Here is a 19,046-nt window from a genome sequence, read left to right as displayed (position 1 = left end):
TCAGCCGGGTTTCAGCCTGCCGGGACTCCTCCGGGACGTTGAAACCCGCAGGTCAGCGGCGCGCCGGAAGCCGCCGCCGGGCGGTCGGGCCGAGCGCTGCCCGGCCCTGAACCCTTCCCTACGTTTCCCATAGGAATGGTGGTTAAGGTCCGCCCCATGGATTCCACCGTTCCGATCGTCGTCGCGGGAGCCCTGGTCGGCTTCGCCGTAGGGCTCACCGGCATGGGCGGCGGAGCGCTCATGACGCCGATCATGGTGATGGTGTTCGGGGTGAATCCGACGGCGGCCATCGGCAGCGACCTGGCCGCGTCCGTGTTCATGAAGCCGTTCGGCGCGCTGGTCCACCAGCGGGCCGGGACGGTGCGCTGGGACATCGTGCGCTGGCTGCTGCCGACCGCCGTCCCGGCCGCCTTCGGCGGGGTGTTCCTGCTCCGGGCGCTCGGCGACGGCGACGACCTGGAGCAGCGCGTCAAGTACGTCGTCGGTACGGCGCTGATGCTCGCCGTCGCCGGCATGCTCGCCCGCATGTGGCTCGACCGGCGCCGCACCGCCGCGGACGGGGAGGACGCCGAGGTCCCCGTACGGCCCGTGGCCACCCTGCTCATCGGGCTGGTGGGCGGGGTGATCGTCGGGATGACCTCGGTCGGCTCGGGCTCCCTGATCATCGTGATGCTGATGCTGGCCCACCCGCGGCTCAGGGCCAACCATCTCGTCGGCACGGACCTCGTGCAGGCCATCCCCATGGTGGCCGCGGCCGCCCTCGGCCACCTGCTCGTCGGCGACGCGGACCTGGGGCTCGCGGCGACGCTCCTGATCGGCGCCGTCCCCGGGGTCGTCCTCGGCGCCCTGGTCTCCAGCCGGGTCTCGGGATCCGCGGTGCGCTGGGCGCTGGTCGTGCTGCTCACCGGCTCCGGACTGGCGATGCTGAAGGCGTCGTCCACCGTCATCCTGCTCGGCTGCCTGGCCATGATCCTGCTCGGCACGCTCACCGCCGTACGCGACCGGCGCCCGGCAGGCTCCGCCGCGGCGGCGACGGCGGACGCCGCGGAGACGGCGGACGCGGCGCAGCCGGCGGGGGCGCCCGGCTCCAGGTGACCGGGGGCTCCCGACTCGCGGGCCCCACCGCTCCCGGGCGACCATGGGCAGGAGTCGAGTCGCCCCCTTAAGGAGCGGGCATGAGACGGAACCGACTGCTCACCCCGGCCGCGGTACTGGGCGCGGCCGTCGCCCTCGGCCCGGCGCTGCCGCACACCGCGGCGGCCACCCCCGGACAGAACTGCTCGTACGTGGCATCGGGCTACCAGCCCACGCTCGGGTACGGCGCCACGGGAGCCGCGGTCAGGCAGGCGCAGTGCCTCAGCAACGCGTGGGGCGGGCAGCCGCCCCGGCTCGCCACCGACGGGATCTACGGCACGGCCACGCAGGAGAAGATCGAGTGGATCCAGACCTGCCACGGCCTGCCGGCGAGCGGAGTCGTCGAGGGCCGCACCTGGCACGTGCTGTACCACCCGGCCCTGGACTGCTACGTCCCCTACCCGTCCTGAGCCGCCCCCGGCCCGTCTCCCCGCCTCCCCCGTTAGGGTGTTGTTAAAGAAAGCGCAAAAACCCAGCGGGACGAGACGACGAGACAGGGGAGACAGCCTTGGGGGCTCCACGCCTGAGCAGGACGCCGTTGCCGGGAATCGGGGTGCGTTACGACCTCGCCACACGCGAGCAGGGCCGGGTGTCCGTGGTCGCGCACCGGGACGGTTCACGGATCCTGAGCGCCTACCACCGGGACGACCCCGACGCCTGCGCCCTGTCGCTCAGGCTGTCCTCGGGGGAGACGGCGGCGCTCATCGACGCGCTGATGCCGACGCACCACAGCCCGAACCTGCTCTCCACCACCGGCCTGGGGCTGGTGGCCGAGCGGATCGAACTGTCCGCCACCTCGTACTGGAACGGCCGGCTCCTCGGCGAGACCCGGATGCGGACCGACACCGGCGTCTCCATCGTCGCCGTGCTGCGCCGCGCCGAGGCGGTGCCCTCCCCCACACCCGGCTTCCGCCTCGCGGGCGGCGACACGCTCATCGTCATCGGCACCCGTGAGGGCGTCGACGCGGCCGCCTCCATACTCGGGCGGGAGTGAGTCCGCCGTGCACGACTCCTCCGTGTTCCTGATCGAGTTCGGTGCGATCATCCTCGGCCTCGGCCTGCTGGGCCGGCTCGCCGGGCGCCTCCGTTTCTCGCCCATCCCCCTCTACCTGCTGGCCGGGCTCGCCTTCGGCGAGGGCGGGCTCTACCCGCTCGGCACCAGCGAGGAGTTCGTTGCGATCGGCGCCGAGATCGGCGTCGTCCTCCTGCTCCTCATGCTGGGTCTGGAGTACACCGCCAGCGATCTCGTCTCCAACCTCAAGACCCAGTACCCGGCGGGTCTGGTGGACGCCGCGCTGAACGCGCTGCCCGGCGCCGCGATGGCTCTGCTGCTCGGCTGGGGCCCGGTGGCGGCCGTGGTGCTGGCCGGCGTCACCTGGATCTCCTCGTCCGGGGTGATCGCGAAGGTGCTCGGGGACCTGGGACGGCTCGGCAACCGGGAGACGCCGGTGATACTGAGCATCCTGGTCCTGGAGGACCTCTCCATGGCCGTCTACCTGCCGATCATCACCGCGCTGCTGGCCGGCGTGGGCCTCGCGGCGGGCAGCCTCACGCTGGCGGTCGCCCTCGGGGTCGCCGGACTGGTCCTGCTGATCGCGGTCCGCTACGGCAGGCACATCTCCCGCTTCGTCTCCAGCGACGACTCGGAGAAGCTGCTCCTGGTGGTGCTGGGCCTGACCCTGCTGGTCGCGGGCATCGCCCAGAAGCTGCAGGTCTCCGCCGCGGTGGGCGCCTTCCTGGTCGGCATCGCCCTGTCCGGCGAGGTGGCCGAGGGCGCCCACCACCTGCTGGCTCCCCTGCGCGACCTGTTCGCCGCCGTCTTCTTCGTCTTCTTCGGCCTGCACACCGACCCGTCGAGCATCCCGCCGGTGCTGCTGCCCGCGCTCGCCCTGGCGTTCGTCACCACGCTGACGAAGATCGCCACCGGCTACTGGGCCGCGCAACGCGCCGGGATCTCGGCCAGGGGCCGCTGGCGGGCCGGCGGCACCCTGGTCGCCCGCGGCGAGTTCTCCATCGTCATCGCCGGTCTCGCCGTCACCGCGGGCATCGAACCCTCCCTGGGCCCCCTGGCCACGGCCTACGTCCTGATCCTCGTCATCCTCGGCCCCCTCACCGCCCGCTACACCGAACCCCTGGCCCGCCGCCTCACCCGCCGGACGAGGACCGAGCAGTCCCTCGCCCTGCCGGCCCCGGCCGCCCCGGTCGACGACCAGGACACGGTCGGCCGGACGTGACCGGGCCCGGCGGCCACCCCGGTCACGGCGAGACGACGGGCACCTGCGCCCACACCGTCTTGCCCACGGGGTGACGAGGCGTCACACCCCACCGCAGGGCCAGGGCATCCACCAGGAGCAGACCGCGGCCCGACTCCCCCTCGGGAAAGGACGAGGGCACGGCGCCGGGCGGCCTCTTCCTGGATTCGGCGTCCGCGACCTCGGCACGGACCAGGCCCGCCGCGGTGTCGAGGGCGAGCCGCAGCCCGAAGTCGCGCCCCGGCACCCTGCCGTGCAGCAGTTGGAGCGATTGCTCGACGGAGCGGCAGAACGTCACATCACCGTGCAGGTACTGCCCTTCGACCAGGGCGGACACGAGGCGATGGGCGGATCGTTGACGATCCTCACTCTTCCGGACAGCTCGGACGTGGCCTACACAGAAGGCTCGGACTACGGCCAGCTCATCGAGGAACCACCCAACGTCGGCCGTTACAAGGTGATTTACGATCGGCTGCGGGCGGCAGCCCTCCCCCCGCTCATGTCACTCGACATGATCAGGTCCGTGATGGAGGGCAACTACCGTGGCGCGAACGTCCCGTCCCGATCTGAACGGCGCCGCCTGGCGCAAGAGCAGCTACAGCAATCAGGAGGGCGGCAACTGCGTGGAGGTGGCCGACGCGTTCCCCGGCGCCGTCCCCGTGCGTGACAGCAAGAGCCCTGACGGACCCGCACTGATCTTCGAGGCCAGCTCCTGGGCCGCTTTCATAGGCAAGTTGAAGGCCGGTCGGCGCCACCGCGTCTGAGTCCGCCGGGCCCCGGCCACGGCACGCCTCCCCGGTCCGCCGGAACCTTGTCCGCGAGGGCCCGGCGGGCCGCTGACCTCCCCAAAGAACCGGGGGAAAGAACTACCCGCCCACCCACCCTCCCCGGCCGTGCGGCGCGCGTCACCCGTCCGGGTGACCGGCTTGCAGGCGCGGGATGCGGGCCGTTACGTTCACCGCGACAACCGCAAACAGATACGGCCCCCGGCCGGGACTGGCATCCCGAACGAGGGCCTGACCGATCAGGAAGTGAACACCTTCCCGATGGCTGACCCGCAGTCTAACGCGCCCTCGCGCACCGGTGCCGGAGCTCCGACCTCCGGCGTGATCCACGTCCGCACCCGGCTCACCGCCGACTTCACCGTGATCTCCAACGCCCTCGCGCAGCGCCGCGGCAGCGCGGTCACGGTCGGCGTCGCGGCCTACGTCCTCTCCCTGCCCGACGGTTCACCGGTGAGCATCGCCGCCCTCTGCGAGCACTTCACCGAGGGCGAGATCCTGATCTCGCGGGCACTCAGGGAATTGGAAGCGGCCGGATACCTGGAACGCCGTCGCGAGCGGGCGTCCACCGGGCAGGTTCGTACCCGGACGTTCTTCCACGACGTACCCGGCGGCGATCCCGACCCGGAACCGCCCGAACCCCCGAAGACCCGCCTCCCCCGGGAACAGCCCGCGAGCGCGCCGGTGACCGGGCCAGCCGCTGAGCGCACCCCCGAACCGGCTGCCGAAGCGAAGTCCCCGGCTTCGCTCGCCGACGCGGACCCCCGGGCCGTTGCCGTACTCACCGCACTGCGCCGCGTCGATCCGCGCCTGATCCTCTCCGCGCAGGAGGCCGCACGACTCGCACCGGCAGTCTCCGAATGGCTCGCGGCAGGCGTCGACGCTCCCAGACTCATCGAGTTCCTCACCGCGGGGCTGCCCGACCGGCTCCGCACCCGCCCGGCAGGCATCCTCGCCTTCCGCCTGCGCGAGACGCCCCTCCCTGCCCCGCCCCCACTCCGGTCCGAGCGCGTCACAGACCGCCCGACCGTCGCGCGCTTCCAGACCTGCGACGGCTGCGAGCGGGCGTTCCGAGCGCCGGACCCCGGACGCTGCCGGGACTGCCGGTCCGGGAACGGTGTCCGTGCGGCCGGTTGAGCCGGTGACCGGGTGTGCGGTCCACCGGCAGGTGGGAGGCTCGATGCGCGACGATGCGAAGCGCGGCATCAGGAGGAGGTGGGGCATGGTGGACAGGTTCAGAGACGGGCTTCTGACACCCGCGGAAACGGCCTCCTACCTTGAGATCCCCCAGTCGACTCTCACCACCTGGCTGAAGGGCCAGGCCGCCGGAGCACCGCTGGTCCACCAGGTGGAGCCGGTCCTGAGAGGGCAGCCCTCGGTGCCGTTCATCGCGGTGGCCGAGGCGCACGTCCTTAGCGAGATGGTCGAACGGCTCGTCACACGCGGCGACGCGATCCACCGGGCCGTTGAGAAGGGCGGCCCAGCGGCGTACGCCGTGCGGCACGACCGTGTCGAGCGCACCTGGCCGTGAGAACCTCCACCGAGACGAATGGCCGAAGACGCTGAAACTCGTTGTCCGGCTGGGGCGGCGGAGGCCGTACCTGCCTGTGCCATCACCCGACGGGCTTGGCCCCGCCAGAATCGGGTCCGCTCATGAACACGCGCAGCCCACCGACAGCGGCTGAGCTACCCGGAAGGGAGCGATTGGTGGATTTGGGCCACCACCGACCCCGCCCACCTGGGACCGCGCTCCCCGGCGGTGGCCCAAATCCTCCAGTTGACTGAACAGGCCGAGGTACGCCGCGGGTGAAGGACCACACCGCGTGGCTGCCTTCATCCCACAGTGGTCACCATGCTGAAGCGAGTAGCCGTCCTGTCCGACGTTCACGGCGTCCTGCCCGCCCTGGAGGCAGTACTCGCCGAACCGGACGTCAGCACCGCCGATCGCATCGTGCTCACCGGTGACATCACCGCCGGCCCACAACCGACCCAGGTTCTCGACCTGTTGACCGGTCTCGGCGACCGCGTCATCTGGGTCAGCGGCAACGCCGACCGCGAACTTCGTGAATTCCGTCGGGGGCAACGCGACACCATCCCCGATCCCATCGCCCCCTGGGCAGCCTCGCAGCTTCGCCAGGACCATCTCGACCTTCTCGGCTCGCTGCCACGATCGTTCTCCCTGTCCGTGAACGGCCTGGGAGAGGTGCTGTTCTGCCATGCCACCCCTCGCGACGACGAAGAAGTCGTCCTCGTCGACTCCTCCCTCGACCGCTGGAAGGAGGTCTTCGACGGACTCGATCCCGGCATCCGCACCGTGGTCTGCGGCCATACCCACATGCCGTTCGTCCGCCTCGCCCACGGCCGACTGGTGATCAACCCCGGCAGCATCGGCATGCCCTACGGACGAACCGGAGCACACTGGGCCCTCCTCGGCCCGGGAGTCGAGCTCCGCAGCACGAACTTCGACATCCAGCGTGCGATCACCCGGATCAGCGAGGACTCGTCCTACCCGGGCATCACCGAGTGGGCCGACTACTTCCTGCACGCCCGCGCGAGCGACGCCGACGCCCTGGCGGCCTTCGCGCCACGGGACGGACGTGACCACAGCCCGTGACATCCGCTCTCCGGCCACGGCTCCGCGGCCAGGGCCGTCAGTTGTTCCAGGTCTCGTCGTACGGGTCCGCCGGGGTCGGGATCGGCTTGGCCTCGGTGACCCGGAGGTACGGGATCGGGCCGTTGTTCACCGGGTCGCGGGTCTCGCGGGCGGTGTACGTGCCCGTCACCTGGAGCCAGCCGTCCGGCTGCAGGACCGGGGGGATCTTCCCGGTGAGGGCCACCTTCACCGGCTGGGCGTCCGCCGCACAGCAGTTCAGCGCCATCCGGACGAGATACGGGGTACCGGCCGAGTCGACGGCCACGAAGCCCGCGATCCGGACCTGGTGGCCCGCCAGCGAACGCCCGTGGCCGTAGACGGCGCGGCCCGCGTAGTCGACCAGGTTCAGCGGTATCGGGTCGGAATTGGGCAACTTGTTGTAGCCGTAAGGCTGTTGCAGGGCCGTACCGGTGCGCAGCGCGCTGTACGAGCCGAGCGCGGGCGGCGCGATGAGGATCAGGGCGAGGAGCGGGAGGACCAGCAGCCAGGAGATACGGGGCTCGCGGTGGACGTGCCCCTCGGGCGCGGTCTCCGGCACGGCTTCCCGCCCGGCTTCCGGCACGTCCTCCGGCACGGATTCCGGCGCGGCCTGCTGCCCGGCCTCCGTGCGGCTGCCGCGGGCGCGCCTCCACTCGTACCAGGCCGTCGCCAGCGCCGAGACGATCAGGACCGCGCCCGCCGCCAGCAGCAACGGCTGCAGACCCGCCTTGACGTAGCGGAGGTAGAGGTCGGTCATGCCCGCGTGCAGCAGGGCCGCACCGACCAGGAACATCACCGCCGCCTGCGCCTGCCGGTTCACAGCAGCACCGCCCCGGTCAGGACCGCGCCCGCGATCGCCGCCGCGAAGGTGGCCGGGGCGAAGCGCAGGGCGAAGCCGCGGCCGAAGGTGCCGGCCTGCATCGCGAAGAGCTTGAGGTCGATCATCGGGCCCACGATCAGGAAGGCCAGCTTCGCGGTGAGCGAGAACTGGGTGAGGGAGGCCGCCACGAACGCGTCCGCCTCCGAGCAGATGGACAGCAGTACGGCCAGCACCGACAGGGCGAGGATCGCGACCACCGGGTTGGCGGCCGCCGTACGCAGCCACTCCGCCGGGGCCACCGCCTTCAGCGTCGCCGCCGCCATCGCGCCGAGCACCAGGAAGCCGCCCGCCTGCATGGTGTCGTGCCGGACCGAGGACCAGAACGCCTCCCCCTTGGTCTCGCCCTCGTGGTGCGCGTGGGCCGGCAGGCGCAGCCAGTCGGTGCGGCCGAGCCGCTGCCACAGCCAGCCCATCGCGCACGCCACCAGCAGGCTGCCGGCGAACCGGCCCACCACCATCTCGGGGTTGCGCGGGAACGCGACCGCCGTCGCCGTCAGCACGATCGGGTTGATCGCTGGCGCGGAGAGCAGGAAGGCGATGGCCGCGGCCGGGGTGACGCCCCGGCGGACCAGGGCACCGGCCACCGGCACCGACGCGCACTCGCAGCCCGGCAGGATGACGCCGGCCAGCCCCGCGACCGGTACCGCCAGAGCCGGGTGGCCGGGCAGGGCGCGGGCGAAGAAGGAGGGCGGCACGAAGACCGCGATCGCCGCGGAGAGCAGCACGCCGAGGACGAGGAACGGGAGCGCCTGGACGACCACCGCCACGAACACCGTCATCCAGCTCTGCATCACGGGCTTCGACAGAGCGCCGCGCACCGGGCCCTGGAACACCACGACCAGGAGCAGGAGCAGGGTCAGGGCCAGCGGGGAGTTGAGGTGCCAGCCCTCCCGGCCGGGCGGGGTGCCGGTGTCGTCGGCGCCGGGCGTACCCGTCTCGGGCGCGGCGCCGGGCGGGGCGGCTTTCTCGGTGATGGCCACGGGTCGGATACCTCCGGCACTTCGGTCAGATCCGGGATTATGCTCCCTCCCCCTCCCTACGGGCGGTCGGGGGCGGGTGTTCACCTCGTTGCTGGAACCATGCGTCCTGTTGAGGCACTCTTTTCCCTCGTGGCGAGCGTTCCGTATCAGGGTGGTGGGTCCCCGGCGCCCATGGTGGTGTGCGGGGACGACGGGCTCGCGCACCGGCTGGCCGCCGAGTTGCGCACGGTCTACGGCGAACAGGTCACCCTCGTCGTGCCCCCGAACGTGCGCATCGCCCGGCCGCCGGTCGTCGGACGCGCCCGCGCCGCCTCGGCCGCGCTGTTCGACCGGGTGGTCAGTGCGACCGTGGGACGGACGGGCGGGAACGGCGGCAGCGGCAGCGGCGGTGCCGGGGCCGGCGCGGTCTCCGGGGCCGGCGAAGGGCCGCGCGGGGAACGGGTGCTGGAGGCCTACGAGGCCACCGAGGCGGTGCTCGCGGAGGCGGGAGTGGAACGGGCCGCCGCGCTCGCGCTCGTGTACGACGACGACGAGACCAACATCCGGGCCGCGCTCACCGCCCGCCGGCTGAATCCGCGGCTGCGGCTCGTGCTGCGGCTGTACAACCGGCGGCTGGGGCAGCATATCGAGGAACTCCTCGACCAGGCAGCCGCGTTGGCGATCGACCCGGACGGCAGCGGGGGCGGCGCGGTGGGGGACGCCTCCACGATCGTGCTGTCCGACGCCGACACCGCCGCGCCGGCGCTCGCCGCCACCGCACTCGCCGGGCGCGGCAAGGTCATCCACACGGACGGTCTGGTGCTGCGGGCGGTGGATCTGCCGCCGGGCGCCGACGCGGGGCAGGACGCCGTCGAACAGGGGCTGTTCCCGCTGGCGCTGCTCTCCCCGAACGGCACCGGGCCCGAACCGGCCGAGGGCGGCCGGGAGCGGGGGCCGCTGCTGCTGCCGAATGCGGAGCAGGTGCGGGCGTCCGCGGGTGAGCGTGGCGTGATGGTGCTGGAGCACGTGTCGTCGTCGGCGGGGGCGGCGGAGCCGGCCGGGCGCGGGGTCGTACCGCCGCTCGCCTCGCTGTTCTCGCGGCGGCTCAGGTGGTCGCTGGCCGGGATCGTGGGGTGCGTGGTCGCGCTCGCGGTCGCGCTGTCGGTGGTGACGCACATGCATCCGGTACGGGCCTTCTACTACACGCTCCTCGACCTGTTCGCCATCGACGACCCCGCGATCGGGGCGCCGCTCGGCCGGCAGGTCCTGCAACTCCTTTCGGGTCTTGTCGGGTTGCTGCTGCTGCCGGTGCTGCTGGCGGCGGTCCTTGAGGCGCTCGGGACCTTCCGCACCGCGTCCGCGCTGCGCAAGCCGCCTCGGGGTCTTGGCGGTCATGTGGTGCTCCTCGGGCTGGGGAAGATCGGGACGCGCGTGCTGACGCGGCTGCGGGAGCTGCACGTGCCGGTGGTGTGCGTCGAGGCCGATCCGGAGGCGCGCGGGCTGGCGGTGGCGCGGCGGCTGCGGGTGCCGGTGGTGCTCGGGGACGTCACCCAGGAGGGGGTCCTGGAGGCCGCCAAGATCCATCGGGCGCAGGCGCTGCTCGCGGTGACCAGCGCGGACACGACGAATCTGGAGGCCGTGCTGTACGCGCGGTCCGTGCGGCCCGATCTGACGGCGGTGCTGCGGCTGTACGACGACGACTTCGCGACCGCCGTGTACCGGACGCTGCGGGCGGCGCATCCGCAGGCGGTCACCCGGAGCCGGAGTGTGTCGTACCTGGCGGCGCCGTCCTTCGCGGGGGCGATGCTGGGGCGGCAGATCCTCGGGGCGATCCCGGTGGAGCGGAAGGTGCTGCTGGTGGCGGCGGTGGCGGTGGGCGGGCATCCGCAGTTGGAGGGGCGGACGGTGGCGGGGGCGTTTCGGGCGGGGGCGTGGCGGGTGCTGGCGCTGGAGGGGCGGCAGGGGGTTGCGGACGGGGAGTACGTGTTGCGGGGTGGGGACCGGGTGGTGGTGGTCGCCACCCGCCGGGGTCTGGCGGAGCTGTCCGGCCGCCGGGTCCTGCCCACCCACCCGCCCGACTCGCTCGGTTGAGAGGCGGGGGCGGGTGGGCCGCGGAGCCGGGACACGTGCGGCCGAGCGGGGGCTGAGCGCGCAGTTCCCCGCGGCCGCCCTGCGGGGTACGCCGCACCGTGGTTCAGTGCCGCGACATCGTGGTTGGCCGCGCAGTTCCCCGCGCCCCCACACGGGGGCACACCGCACCGTGGTTCAGTGCCGCGACATCGTGGTTGGCCGCGCAGTTCCCCGCGCCCCCATACGGGGGCACGCCACGCCGTGGTTCAGTGCCGCGACATCGTGGTTGGCCGCGCAGTTCCCCGCGCCCCCATACGGGGGCACACCGCACCGTGGTTCAGTGCCGCGACATCGTGGTTGGCCGCGCAGTTCCCCGCGCCCCCACACGGGGGCACGCCACGCCGTGGTTCAGTGCCGCGACATCGTGGGTGCTCGCGCAGTTCCCCGCGCCCCTTGCGGGGCACGCGACGCCGTGGTTCCCCGCGCCCCTTGCGGGGCGCTTCGGGGGCGGGTGGGTGGGGGGGTCAGTCTGTCGGCGCTGTCGCCGTGGGGGTGAGGTGGCGTTCGGCGAATTCCATTTCCAGGCGGAGTTGCTTGATGCGTTCGTCGACCACGAGGGAGCCGTGGCCCGCGTCGTAGCGGTAGACCTCGTGGGGGGCCGAGCGGGCGGCGAGGCGGTTGACGTAGTTGTCGATCTGACGGATGGGACAGCGGGGGTCGTTGAGGCCGGCCGAGATGTAGACGGGGGCCTTGACGTCGTCCACGTAGGTCAGCGGGGAGGAGGCGGCGAAGCGGTCGGGGACCTCTTCCGGCGTGCCGCCCAGCAGCGTGCGGTCCATCGCCTTCAGGGACTCCATCTCGTCGTGGTACGCCGTGACGTAGTCGGCGACCGGGACGACCGCGATGCCCACCGCCCAGGAGGCCGGCTGGGTGCCCAGGCCGAGGAGCGTGAGGTAGCCGCCCCAGGAGCCGCCGGTCAGGACCAGGCGCCCGGGGTCGGCGAGGCCGGACTCGACCGCCCAGTCCCGGACCGCCGCCACGTCCTCCAGCTCGATCAGGCCCACCCGGTGCTTCAGCGCGTCCGTCCAGGCCCGGCCGTAGCCCGTGGAGCCGCGGTAGTTGATGCGGACCACCGCGTACCCGTGGTCGACCCAGGCCGCGGGCCCCGCCGCGAAGCTGTCGCTGTCGTGCCAGGTCGGGCCGCCGTGCAGGTCGAAGACGGTGGGGAGGGGGCCGACAGCGCCGGCCGGCTTCTGGATCAGGGCGTGGATGACACCGCCGGGGCCCTCCACCCATGCGTCCGAGACGGGCACGGAAGGGGGGCACTTCATGCCCGGCGGGTCCAGGACCACCCCGCCGGTCGTCGAGCGGACCACCGGCGGCTCCGCGGCCGACGACCAGAGGTACTCGACGGTGCCGTCGGGGCGGGCCGTGGCCCCGGAGACGGAGCCCGGCGGGGTCGGGATGCGCGTCAGCTCGTGCGTGGCCAGGTCGTAGCGGAACAGGTCGCTGCGGGCCTTGTGGCTGTGCGCGATGAGCAGCGCGCCGCCGTCCGGGTACCACTCCGCGCTCACGTCGCCCGGCAGGTCGAGGGTCAGGTCGGTCTGCGTGCCGGAGACGACGTCCCAGACCAGGGGCTCCCAGCGGCCCCGCCGCTGGTGGCCGATGAGCAGCCGCGGGTCGGCGTCGACGGGGGCGAAGCCCAGCACCTCCAGGCCCAGTTCCTCGGTGCCGCCGTCGGTGTCGTCCAGCTCGGCGACGGTCGAACCGTCCGGGCGGACCACCCGCAGCGCCGAGTGCATGGCGTCACCGTGCTCGGTGTGCTCGATCGCGATCAGCGAGCCGTCGTGGGAGAAGTCGCCGACGCCCGCGGACTCGGCGTGCCGGTAGATCTCCAGCGGCTCCTCACCCGTTCTGACCAGGTAGATCGTCGTGCCCTCGTCGTCCGTGGAGCGGCCCACGACCGCCGTGCGGCCGTCCCGGCCCAGCGCCAGGCCGGAGGGGTAGGACGGGTCGAGACCCGGCGTCGCCTCCTCGTCCGCGCCGCCGCCGAACGGCTGGCGGCGCCAGACGCCGAACTCGTCACCGTCCTTGTCGTCGAACCACCAGATCCACGCGCCGTCCGGGGAGAGCAGCCCGTCCGTCGTGCCGTTCGGCCGGTTCGTCGCCTGGCGCTGCTCCCCGCTCGCGCGGTCCCAGGCGTACAGCTCGTACGTCCCCGTCGCGTTCGACACGAACAGGGAACGGTCGGGGGCGTCCTCCGCCCAGTCCGGCAGGGAGACCCGAGGGGCGCGGAAGCGCTTCTCCCAGTCCGGCATGTCGCTCTCACTCATGGCCGCAGTCATGGCCCCATAGTGCCCGTCCCCGCCCACATTGCGTCGACGAGAGCCCACCGCCTGTGGATAACTTTGCGAACCTCCAGGTGGGCGTCGGGGGCCCGGACACCCGTCGGCGCGCGTCCACCCCGCCCGTAAACCGCCATGAACCGCCCCGTACCGTGGACGGCGTGTACCGCTTTCTGCTGACACCCCGCTGGTGGGGCATCAACGTCTTCGTGCTGCTCGCCATCCCGTTCTGCATCTTCATGGGGTCGTGGCAGCTGAGCCGCTTCGAGGCGCGGGTCGAGGCGCATCGCAGTGCCGACAAGCAGGTCGAGACGGCGAAGACGGAGCCGGCCCGGCCGCTGGCGGACCTGCTGCCCGTCGACCAGTCGACCTCCGGCAAGCGGGCCACCGTCACCGGCCGGTACGCCAAGCAGCTGCTGGTGCCCGACCGCCAGGTGGACGGGAAGAACGGCTTCTACGTCCTGACCCTGCTGCGCACCGACTCGGGCCGGGCCCTGCCCGTCGTACGCGGCTGGCTGCCCGGCAGGGCGGACGCCGCCAAGGTACCGGCCCCGCCCACCGGCGAGGTCACCGTGACCGGCGCGCTGCAGGCGTCCGAGACGCCGGGGGACAACGGCGTCAGCAACCAGGGCGGGCTGCCGTCCGGGCAGACGGCGGCGATCAGCGCGGCCTCGCTGGTGAACCTGGTGCCGTACCCGGTGTACGACGCGTGGATCACCCTGGAGAAGGCCGACTCGGGGATGACGGCCGTACCGGCGGCCGCGCCGGACAACTCGGGGCTCGACCTGAAGGCGTTCCAGAACCTCGGCTACACCGGTGAGTGGTTCGTGTTCGCGGGGTTCGTGGTGTTCATGTGGTTCCGGCTGCTCCGCCGCGAGGTGGAGTTCGCCCGGGACGCGGCGCTCGGCCTGGTCCCGGACGCGGCCCCGAACCCGGAAGAGGAAGCCCAGCAGCCGACCGCCGTGTGACGGCCCCGGCCGGTCCAACCGGCCGTAACGGTCGCACGGGTCCCGCCGGTCGTACCGGTCGCAGGGGTCCCGCCGGTCGTACCGGTCGCACGGGTCCCGCCGCTCGTACCGGCCGCACGGGTCCCGCCGCTCGTACCGGCCGCAGGGGTCCCGCCGCTCGTACCGGCCGTACCGCCCCCGCCGGTCACTCCGCCGCCAGGACCCCGGTCCAGTAGACCGTCCCAGCGCACGCGTTCGTCACCGTCGCCGAGCCGGTCGGGGACCCGGCCTGCGGCGTGTACGAGACCGCGACGCTCCCGTCGGCCGTGCCGCCGTCCTCGGTGAACAGCTGGGTGGTGGTGCCGTCCGACCCGGAGGTGGTCGTACCGGCGCTGCTGCTCGCGCCGTCGGAGGGGCTCGGGGACGGGGTGCTGCCGCCGGTGCCGCCGGTGTCGGTGGAGCCGCCGGTGCTGGAGCCGCTGGTCGGGCAGGTCTCCGAGGGGACGAAGCCGAACTTCTCCTCGTAGGCGGCGCCGGGCGCCAGGACCAGGCCGGTGAGCTCGGTGGTCGGGTCGGGCAGCCCGGCCGCCGCGTCGCCGGCGACGTGCCGGGCGGCGGCGATCTTGGTGGCGTCGGCCGCTCCCTGCGCGAGGACGCCCACGCTGCCGGGGCCGCCGACGGTACAGCTCGTCGTCGAGACGTTGACGACCCGGAAGGTGCCGTAGACGACGCCCGTCGAGTCGGGGGCGCCGACGGTGGCGGCCGGGGTGCCGAGCTGTGCCGAGGTGCAGACGGGGGCGCTGCTGGCGGCGCTGGCGGTGGGGACGACCTTGGTGCCGGAGACGGCTCCGGTGCTCTCGCTCTTGCCGCCGTCCTTGGTGCCGCCGGGGGTCTGGTCGGCGGCCTGGCCGCCGCTGCCGCCCGCGGTGCCGGAGCCGCCGTCGGGGTTCTTGCCGCCGGTGGCGCCGCCCTGTGCCTGGGAGGCCTGGCCGGCCATGGAGGTGTTGGGGTCGGTGCCGCCGGAGTTGGAGACGTGCACGAGGGCGGGGACCGCGGTGCCGATGAACAGGGCGGCGGCCGCCATGCCGACGACGGCCTGCCGCTTGCGGGCCCGGCGGGCGGGCACCGCGCGGCGCAGGTGGTCGAGGCTGCCGTCGCGCGGGGCGAGGTCGTCGACGGCGGAGTGCAGGAGCCGGCGCAGGGCCAGCTCGTCCGTGTCGAGCCCGTCCAGGGCTTCGGGGCCGCCGGCATCGGCCCCGAAGCCGGGGCCGAGCCCGCTCCGGAGCCCTTCAGGGCCCTGCTCCAGGCCCTCGGGGCCCTTGTCGTCGGGGCCGTCGTTCACAGTTCCGTTCCCAGCGTGCGATTGCGTGTGCTCTTGCTCGTGGTGCCGTCCTGGTGTCGGCTCGTGCCAGGCGTAAGGCTCGTGGCGATCATGTGAGTCGCCTCCCTGGGGGCTGTCCGTCATGCCGCCGACTCCATCGCCACCCGTAGCGCCGCGATGCCGCGCGAACCGTACGCCTTCACCGAGCCCAGCGAGATGCCGAGCGTCTCGGCGACCTGGGCCTCGGTCATGTCGGCGAAGTAGCGCAGGACGAGGACCTCGCGCTGGCGGCGCTGCAGGCCCTTCATCGCCTTGATCAGGTCGCGCCGCTCCAGCTGGTCGTAGGCGCCCTCCTCCGCGCTGGCTGCGTCCGGCATCGGCTTGGAGAGGAGCTTGAGGCCGAGGATGCGGCGGCGCAGCGCGGAACGGGAGAGGTTGACGACCGTCTGGCGCAGGTAGGCCAGGGTCTTCTCCGGGTCGCGGACGCGTTTGCGGGCGGAGTGGACGCGGATGAACGCCTCCTGGACGACGTCCTCGCAGGAGGCGGTGTCGTCGAGGAGGAGCGCGGCGAGGCCGAGGAGTGAACGGTAGTGCGCCCGGTAGGTCTCGGTGAGGTGGTCGACGCTGGTACCGGCCGCCGCCGTCGCCTCCTCGGCGCCGTCGCGCTGGCTGGGTATGCGGGTGGGCCGCGCTGCGGGCATGGGCGCGATCACCGGCATGCCGCCGGGCGTGCCGGGCATGCGGGGGCGCAGACCGGCACGGGGCGGCCGCACGGCCGTCGCGCCGCGGGGCGCACTGAGTTCGAGTACCTCTGCCACGTGAGTTGGACACGTCTGCCCCCGGCGGGGTTGTACGTGCCGGGCATCACTTTTGCGTCGGACTTTCCGGACGGGTGCATGCCGGGGCCGCCGGGTGGGCCGGCCGGCGCGTTCGGTACCGTCCCGCGCGCGTCCGGCAGCACACTCGACGGTGCATCAATTGCCGTCATGCGTCCCGCTCTTCCCTTGTGTCCCATGATGAACGGGCGTCCCCACGCCCCGATCACGGCGTCCCCACGCCAGGATCATGCGTCCCCGCGCCCCCAAGGCCCGGTTGCGTAAGCGCCCGGTAAGTGGGCGACCGCAAAGACGCTCCCCACCGTCCGCATGGTTGCGGAGGACGGGAGGAAAATCTTCGAACGCGGACGGGCTCCGGTTCAAGTGGTTTGGACCATGCTCCGGGACACATTTCTTACACGGATCCTACGCATGGGCCCGCTCCCACCCGGGGCGCACCCCGGAGCGTTTACCGTGGTCACCGGGCGTTCACGCGGAATCCGCCACAGCTGAACGGCCGGTCAGTTCCGCCGCCACCAGCTCGGCGATCTGCGCGGTGTTCAGCGCGGCCCCTTTGCGAAGGTTGTCCCCGCACACGAACAGCTCCAGCGCGGTCGGGTCGTCGAGCGCCCGCCGCACCCGGCCGACCCAGGTCGGGTCGGTGCCCACCACGTCGGCCGGCGTCGGGAACTCCCCGGCGGCCGGGTTGTCGAAGAGGACCACGCCCGGAGCCGTGTCCAGGATCTCCCGGGCCCCGTCGACCGTGACCGCGCCCTGGAACCTGGCGTGCACCGTCAGGGAGTGCGTGGTGACCACCGGGACCCTCACACACGTCACCGCGACCGGCAGCTTCGGCAGCCCGAGGATCTTGCGGGACTCGTCCCGCACCTTCATCTCCTCCGACGACCAGCCGTCCTCCCGCAGCGACCCGGCCCACGGTACGACGTTGAGCGCGACCGGCTCCGGGAACGGCCCGGTCAGGTCCCCGACCGCGCGCCGCACGTCACCGGGCTTGGTGCCCAGCTCGGTGCCGGCGACCATCGACAGCTGGGCCCGCAGCGTCTCCACGCCCGCCCGCCCGGCCCCGCTCACCGCCTGGTACGACGACACCACCAGCTCGCGCAGCCCGAACTCGGCGTGCAGCGCGCCCAGGGCGACGATCATCGACAGGGTGGTGCAGTTGGGGTTGGCGATGATCCCGCGCGGCCGGTTGCGGGCGCAGTGCGGGTTGACCTCGGGGACGACCAGCGGCACCTCGGGGTGCATCCGGAAGGCCCCGGAGTTGTCCACCACGACCACACCGCGCGCGGCGGCGACCGGCGCCCAGTGTGCGGACACCTCGTCGGGCACGTCGAACATCGCGACGTCGATGCCGTCGAAGGCCTCCTCCGACAGCGCGACGACCTCGACCTCCGCCCCGCGCACGGTCAGCTTGCGGCCGGCCGAGCGCGGGGTGGCGATCAGGCGGATCTCGCCCCAGACGTCCGCCCGCTGGGACAGGATCTGGAGCATGACCGCGCCGACGGCCCCGGTCGCACCCACGACCGCGAGCGCCGGCTTGCCGGTCATCGGCCGGTGCCTCCGTAGACCACGGCCTCGTCGGTGTCGGAGTCGAGCCCGAAGGCGGTGTGCACGGCGCGCACGGCCTCCGGCACGTCGTCGGCCCGGGTGACGACCGAGATGCGGATCTCCGAGGTCGAGATCAGCTCGATGTTGACCCCGGCGTCGCTGAGCGCCTCGAAGAACGACGCCGTGACCCCCGGGTTGGTCTTCATACCCGCTCCGACCAGCGAGATCTTGCCGATCTGGTCGTCGTAGCGCAGCGAGTCGAAGCCGATGCCCGGCCGGTTGCGCTCCAGCGCGTCGATGGCCTTGCGGCCCTCGGTCTTGGGCAGCGTGAAGGAGATGTCCGTCAGGCCGGTGGCGGCGGCGGACACGTTCTGCACGACCATGTCGATGTTGATCTGGGCATCGGCGATGGTCCGGAAGATGGCGGCGGCCTCGCCCGGCTTGTCGGGCACCCCGACGACCGTGACCTTGGCCTCGGAGGTGTCGTGCGCGACACCGGAGATGATGGCCTGTTCCACCTTCTTGTCCCCAATCGGCTTGCTGCTGACCCACGTACCCTGCAGTCCGCTGAAGCTGGACCGGACGTGGATCGGGATGTTGTAACGGCGCGCGTACTCCACACAGCGGTGGAGCAGCACCTTGGAACCGGAGGCGGCGAGCTCCAGCATGTCCTCGAAGGAGATCCAGTCGATCTTCCGCGCCTTCGTCACCACGCGCGGGTCGGCGGTGAACACACCGTCGACGTCGGTGTAGATCTCGCAGACCTCGGCGTCCAGCGCGGCGGCAAGGGCCACGGCGGTCGTGTCGGACCCGCCGCGCCCCAGCGTGGTGATGTCCTTCTTGTCCGCGCTGACGCCCTGGAACCCGGCCACGATCGCGATGTTGCCCTCGTCCAGCGCCGTCCTGATCCGCCCCGGCGTGACGTCGATGATCCGGGCTTTGTTGTGGACCGAGTCGGTGATGACGCCTGCCTGGCTGCCGGTGAACGACTGGGCCTCGTGGCCCAGGTTTTTGATCGCCATGGCCAGCAGGGCCATGGAGATACGCTCTCCGGCGGTCAGCAGCATGTCGAACTCACGCCCGGCGGGCATCGGTGATACCTGCTCGGCGAGATCGATCAGCTCGTCCGTCGTGTCGCCCATCGCGGAAACGACGACAACCACCTGGTTGCCGTTCTTCTTCGCTTCCACGATTCGCTTGGCGACGCGCTTGATGCCCTCGGCATCGGCAACGGAGGAGCCTCCGTACTTCTGCACGACAAGGCCCACGTGCGCTCCTCGCTCGGTTTGTTGTGTCGGCTCAGTTTAACGAGCGTCCGAATTCCACCGGCCTGCTCCCGC

At 72.5% G+C, this 19,046-nt stretch carries 17 protein-coding genes and 2 pseudogenes; 11 read left to right on the top strand and 8 right to left on the bottom strand.

Annotated elements, in window-relative coordinates:
• Window positions 1-156 precede the first annotated feature (156 nt).
• From ACIQVL_RS18890 to ACIQVL_RS18875, 4 genes are all read left to right on the top strand, one after another.
• Window positions 157-1,095: a sulfite exporter TauE/SafE family protein gene (locus tag ACIQVL_RS18890; RefSeq protein ID WP_403475852.1), complete on the top strand. Its 939-nt coding sequence runs from the start codon at window positions 157-159 to the stop codon at window positions 1,093-1,095.
• An 80-nt stretch (window positions 1,096-1,175) separates the two neighbouring features.
• Entirely contained in the window at window positions 1,176-1,544 is a 369-nt protein-coding gene (locus tag ACIQVL_RS18885; protein ID WP_403475851.1) for a peptidoglycan-binding protein, read from the top strand.
• A gap of 98 nt (window positions 1,545-1,642) precedes the next feature.
• Window positions 1,643-2,128 (top strand): cation:proton antiporter regulatory subunit, encoded by a 486-nt coding sequence (locus ACIQVL_RS18880; protein WP_403475850.1) that lies wholly within the window; start codon window positions 1,643-1,645, stop codon window positions 2,126-2,128.
• 7 nt (window positions 2,129-2,135) lie between these two features.
• The gene (locus ACIQVL_RS18875; protein ID WP_403475849.1) at window positions 2,136-3,368 is read left to right on the top strand and encodes a cation:proton antiporter; all 1,233 of its coding nucleotides are present in this window, start codon (window positions 2,136-2,138) and stop codon (window positions 3,366-3,368) included.
• Between the two features lie 22 nt (window positions 3,369-3,390).
• On the opposite strand, the pseudogene ACIQVL_RS18870 reads toward ACIQVL_RS18875, so the two are convergent.
• A pseudogene (locus tag ACIQVL_RS18870) lies at window positions 3,391-3,642 on the bottom strand (ATP-binding protein); the annotation flags it as partial.
• Here ACIQVL_RS18870 and ACIQVL_RS18865 point away from each other — a divergent pair.
• The 5 genes and pseudogenes from ACIQVL_RS18865 to ACIQVL_RS18845 all read left to right on the top strand — a co-directional run.
• Window positions 3,640-3,846 (top strand): annotated as a pseudogene (locus ACIQVL_RS18865) (Scr1 family TA system antitoxin-like transcriptional regulator); the annotation flags it as partial. The pseudogenes ACIQVL_RS18870 and ACIQVL_RS18865 sit on opposite strands and share 3 nt — an antisense overlap.
• Window positions 3,847-3,928: 82 nt before the next feature.
• On the top strand, window positions 3,929-4,150 hold the full coding sequence (locus ACIQVL_RS18860) for a DUF397 domain-containing protein (protein ID WP_403475848.1): 222 nt from the start codon (window positions 3,929-3,931) through the stop codon (window positions 4,148-4,150).
• A gap of 282 nt (window positions 4,151-4,432) precedes the next feature.
• A complete protein-coding gene (locus tag ACIQVL_RS18855) occupies window positions 4,433-5,305 on the top strand; it encodes a hypothetical protein (RefSeq protein ID WP_403439966.1) in 873 nt (290 codons plus the stop codon).
• Window positions 5,306-5,390: 85 nt separating this feature from the next.
• Window positions 5,391-5,699 carry a hypothetical protein gene (locus tag ACIQVL_RS18850; protein ID WP_403439964.1) on the top strand — a complete coding sequence of 103 codons (309 nt, stop codon included), beginning with the start codon at window positions 5,391-5,393 and terminating at the stop codon, window positions 5,697-5,699.
• 321 nt (window positions 5,700-6,020) lie between these two features.
• The gene (locus ACIQVL_RS18845; RefSeq protein WP_403475847.1) at window positions 6,021-6,782 is read left to right on the top strand and encodes a metallophosphoesterase family protein; all 762 of its coding nucleotides are present in this window, start codon (window positions 6,021-6,023) and stop codon (window positions 6,780-6,782) included.
• A 37-nt stretch (window positions 6,783-6,819) separates the two neighbouring features.
• On the opposite strand, the gene ACIQVL_RS18840 is transcribed toward ACIQVL_RS18845, so the two are convergent.
• Together ACIQVL_RS18840 and ACIQVL_RS18835 are read right to left on the bottom strand one after the other, a co-directional pair.
• Window positions 6,820-7,620 carry a TIGR03943 family putative permease subunit gene (locus ACIQVL_RS18840; protein ID WP_403439960.1) on the bottom strand — a complete coding sequence of 267 codons (801 nt, stop codon included), beginning with the start codon at window positions 7,618-7,620 and terminating at the stop codon, window positions 6,820-6,822.
• Complete coding sequence (locus ACIQVL_RS18835; RefSeq protein ID WP_403475846.1) at window positions 7,617-8,660, bottom strand: permease; 1,044 nt, start codon at window positions 8,658-8,660, stop codon at window positions 7,617-7,619. Before ACIQVL_RS18835 ends, ACIQVL_RS18840 begins: the two co-directional genes overlap by 4 nt.
• Window positions 8,661-8,831: 171 nt before the next feature.
• Here ACIQVL_RS18835 and ACIQVL_RS18830 point away from each other — a divergent pair, with 171 nt between their 5' ends.
• A complete protein-coding gene (locus tag ACIQVL_RS18830) occupies window positions 8,832-10,730 on the top strand; it encodes an NAD-binding protein (protein ID WP_403475920.1) in 1,899 nt (632 codons plus the stop codon).
• A 503-nt stretch (window positions 10,731-11,233) separates the two neighbouring features.
• On the opposite strand, the gene ACIQVL_RS18825 is transcribed toward ACIQVL_RS18830, so the two are convergent.
• Window positions 11,234-13,042 carry a prolyl oligopeptidase family serine peptidase gene (locus ACIQVL_RS18825; protein WP_403439956.1) on the bottom strand — a complete coding sequence of 603 codons (1,809 nt, stop codon included), beginning with the start codon at window positions 13,040-13,042 and terminating at the stop codon, window positions 11,234-11,236.
• Window positions 13,043-13,215: 173 nt separating this feature from the next.
• Here ACIQVL_RS18825 and ACIQVL_RS18820 point away from each other — a divergent pair, with 173 nt between their 5' ends.
• A complete protein-coding gene (locus ACIQVL_RS18820) occupies window positions 13,216-14,022 on the top strand; it encodes an SURF1 family protein (protein ID WP_403439954.1) in 807 nt (268 codons plus the stop codon).
• Between the two features lie 184 nt (window positions 14,023-14,206).
• Here the strand turns inward: ACIQVL_RS18820 and ACIQVL_RS18815 are convergent, their stop codons facing one another.
• The 4 genes from ACIQVL_RS18815 to ACIQVL_RS18800 form a co-directional block, all read right to left on the bottom strand.
• Window positions 14,207-15,343: a hypothetical protein gene (locus ACIQVL_RS18815; RefSeq protein WP_403475845.1), complete on the bottom strand. Its 1,137-nt coding sequence runs from the start codon at window positions 15,341-15,343 to the stop codon at window positions 14,207-14,209.
• Window positions 15,344-15,462: 119 nt separating this feature from the next.
• A complete protein-coding gene (locus ACIQVL_RS18810) occupies window positions 15,463-16,140 on the bottom strand; it encodes a SigE family RNA polymerase sigma factor (protein WP_403439950.1) in 678 nt (225 codons plus the stop codon).
• 486 nt (window positions 16,141-16,626) lie between these two features.
• A complete protein-coding gene (locus tag ACIQVL_RS18805; protein ID WP_403439948.1) occupies window positions 16,627-17,706 on the bottom strand; it encodes an aspartate-semialdehyde dehydrogenase in 1,080 nt (359 codons plus the stop codon).
• Window positions 17,703-18,974, bottom strand: coding sequence for an aspartate kinase (locus tag ACIQVL_RS18800; protein WP_403439946.1), 1,272 nt, complete (start codon window positions 18,972-18,974; stop codon window positions 17,703-17,705). The genes ACIQVL_RS18805 and ACIQVL_RS18800 overlap by 4 nt, the downstream gene beginning before the upstream one ends.
• Between the last annotated feature and the right edge of the window lie 72 nt (window positions 18,975-19,046).

This window comes from Streptomyces sp. NPDC090499 (assembly GCF_044769305.1).
Classification (GTDB): Bacteria; Actinomycetota; Actinomycetes; order Streptomycetales; family Streptomycetaceae; genus Streptomyces.
Note: the sequence above shows the minus strand (reverse complement) of the source record. Positions and strands in the feature narration are given on the sequence as shown.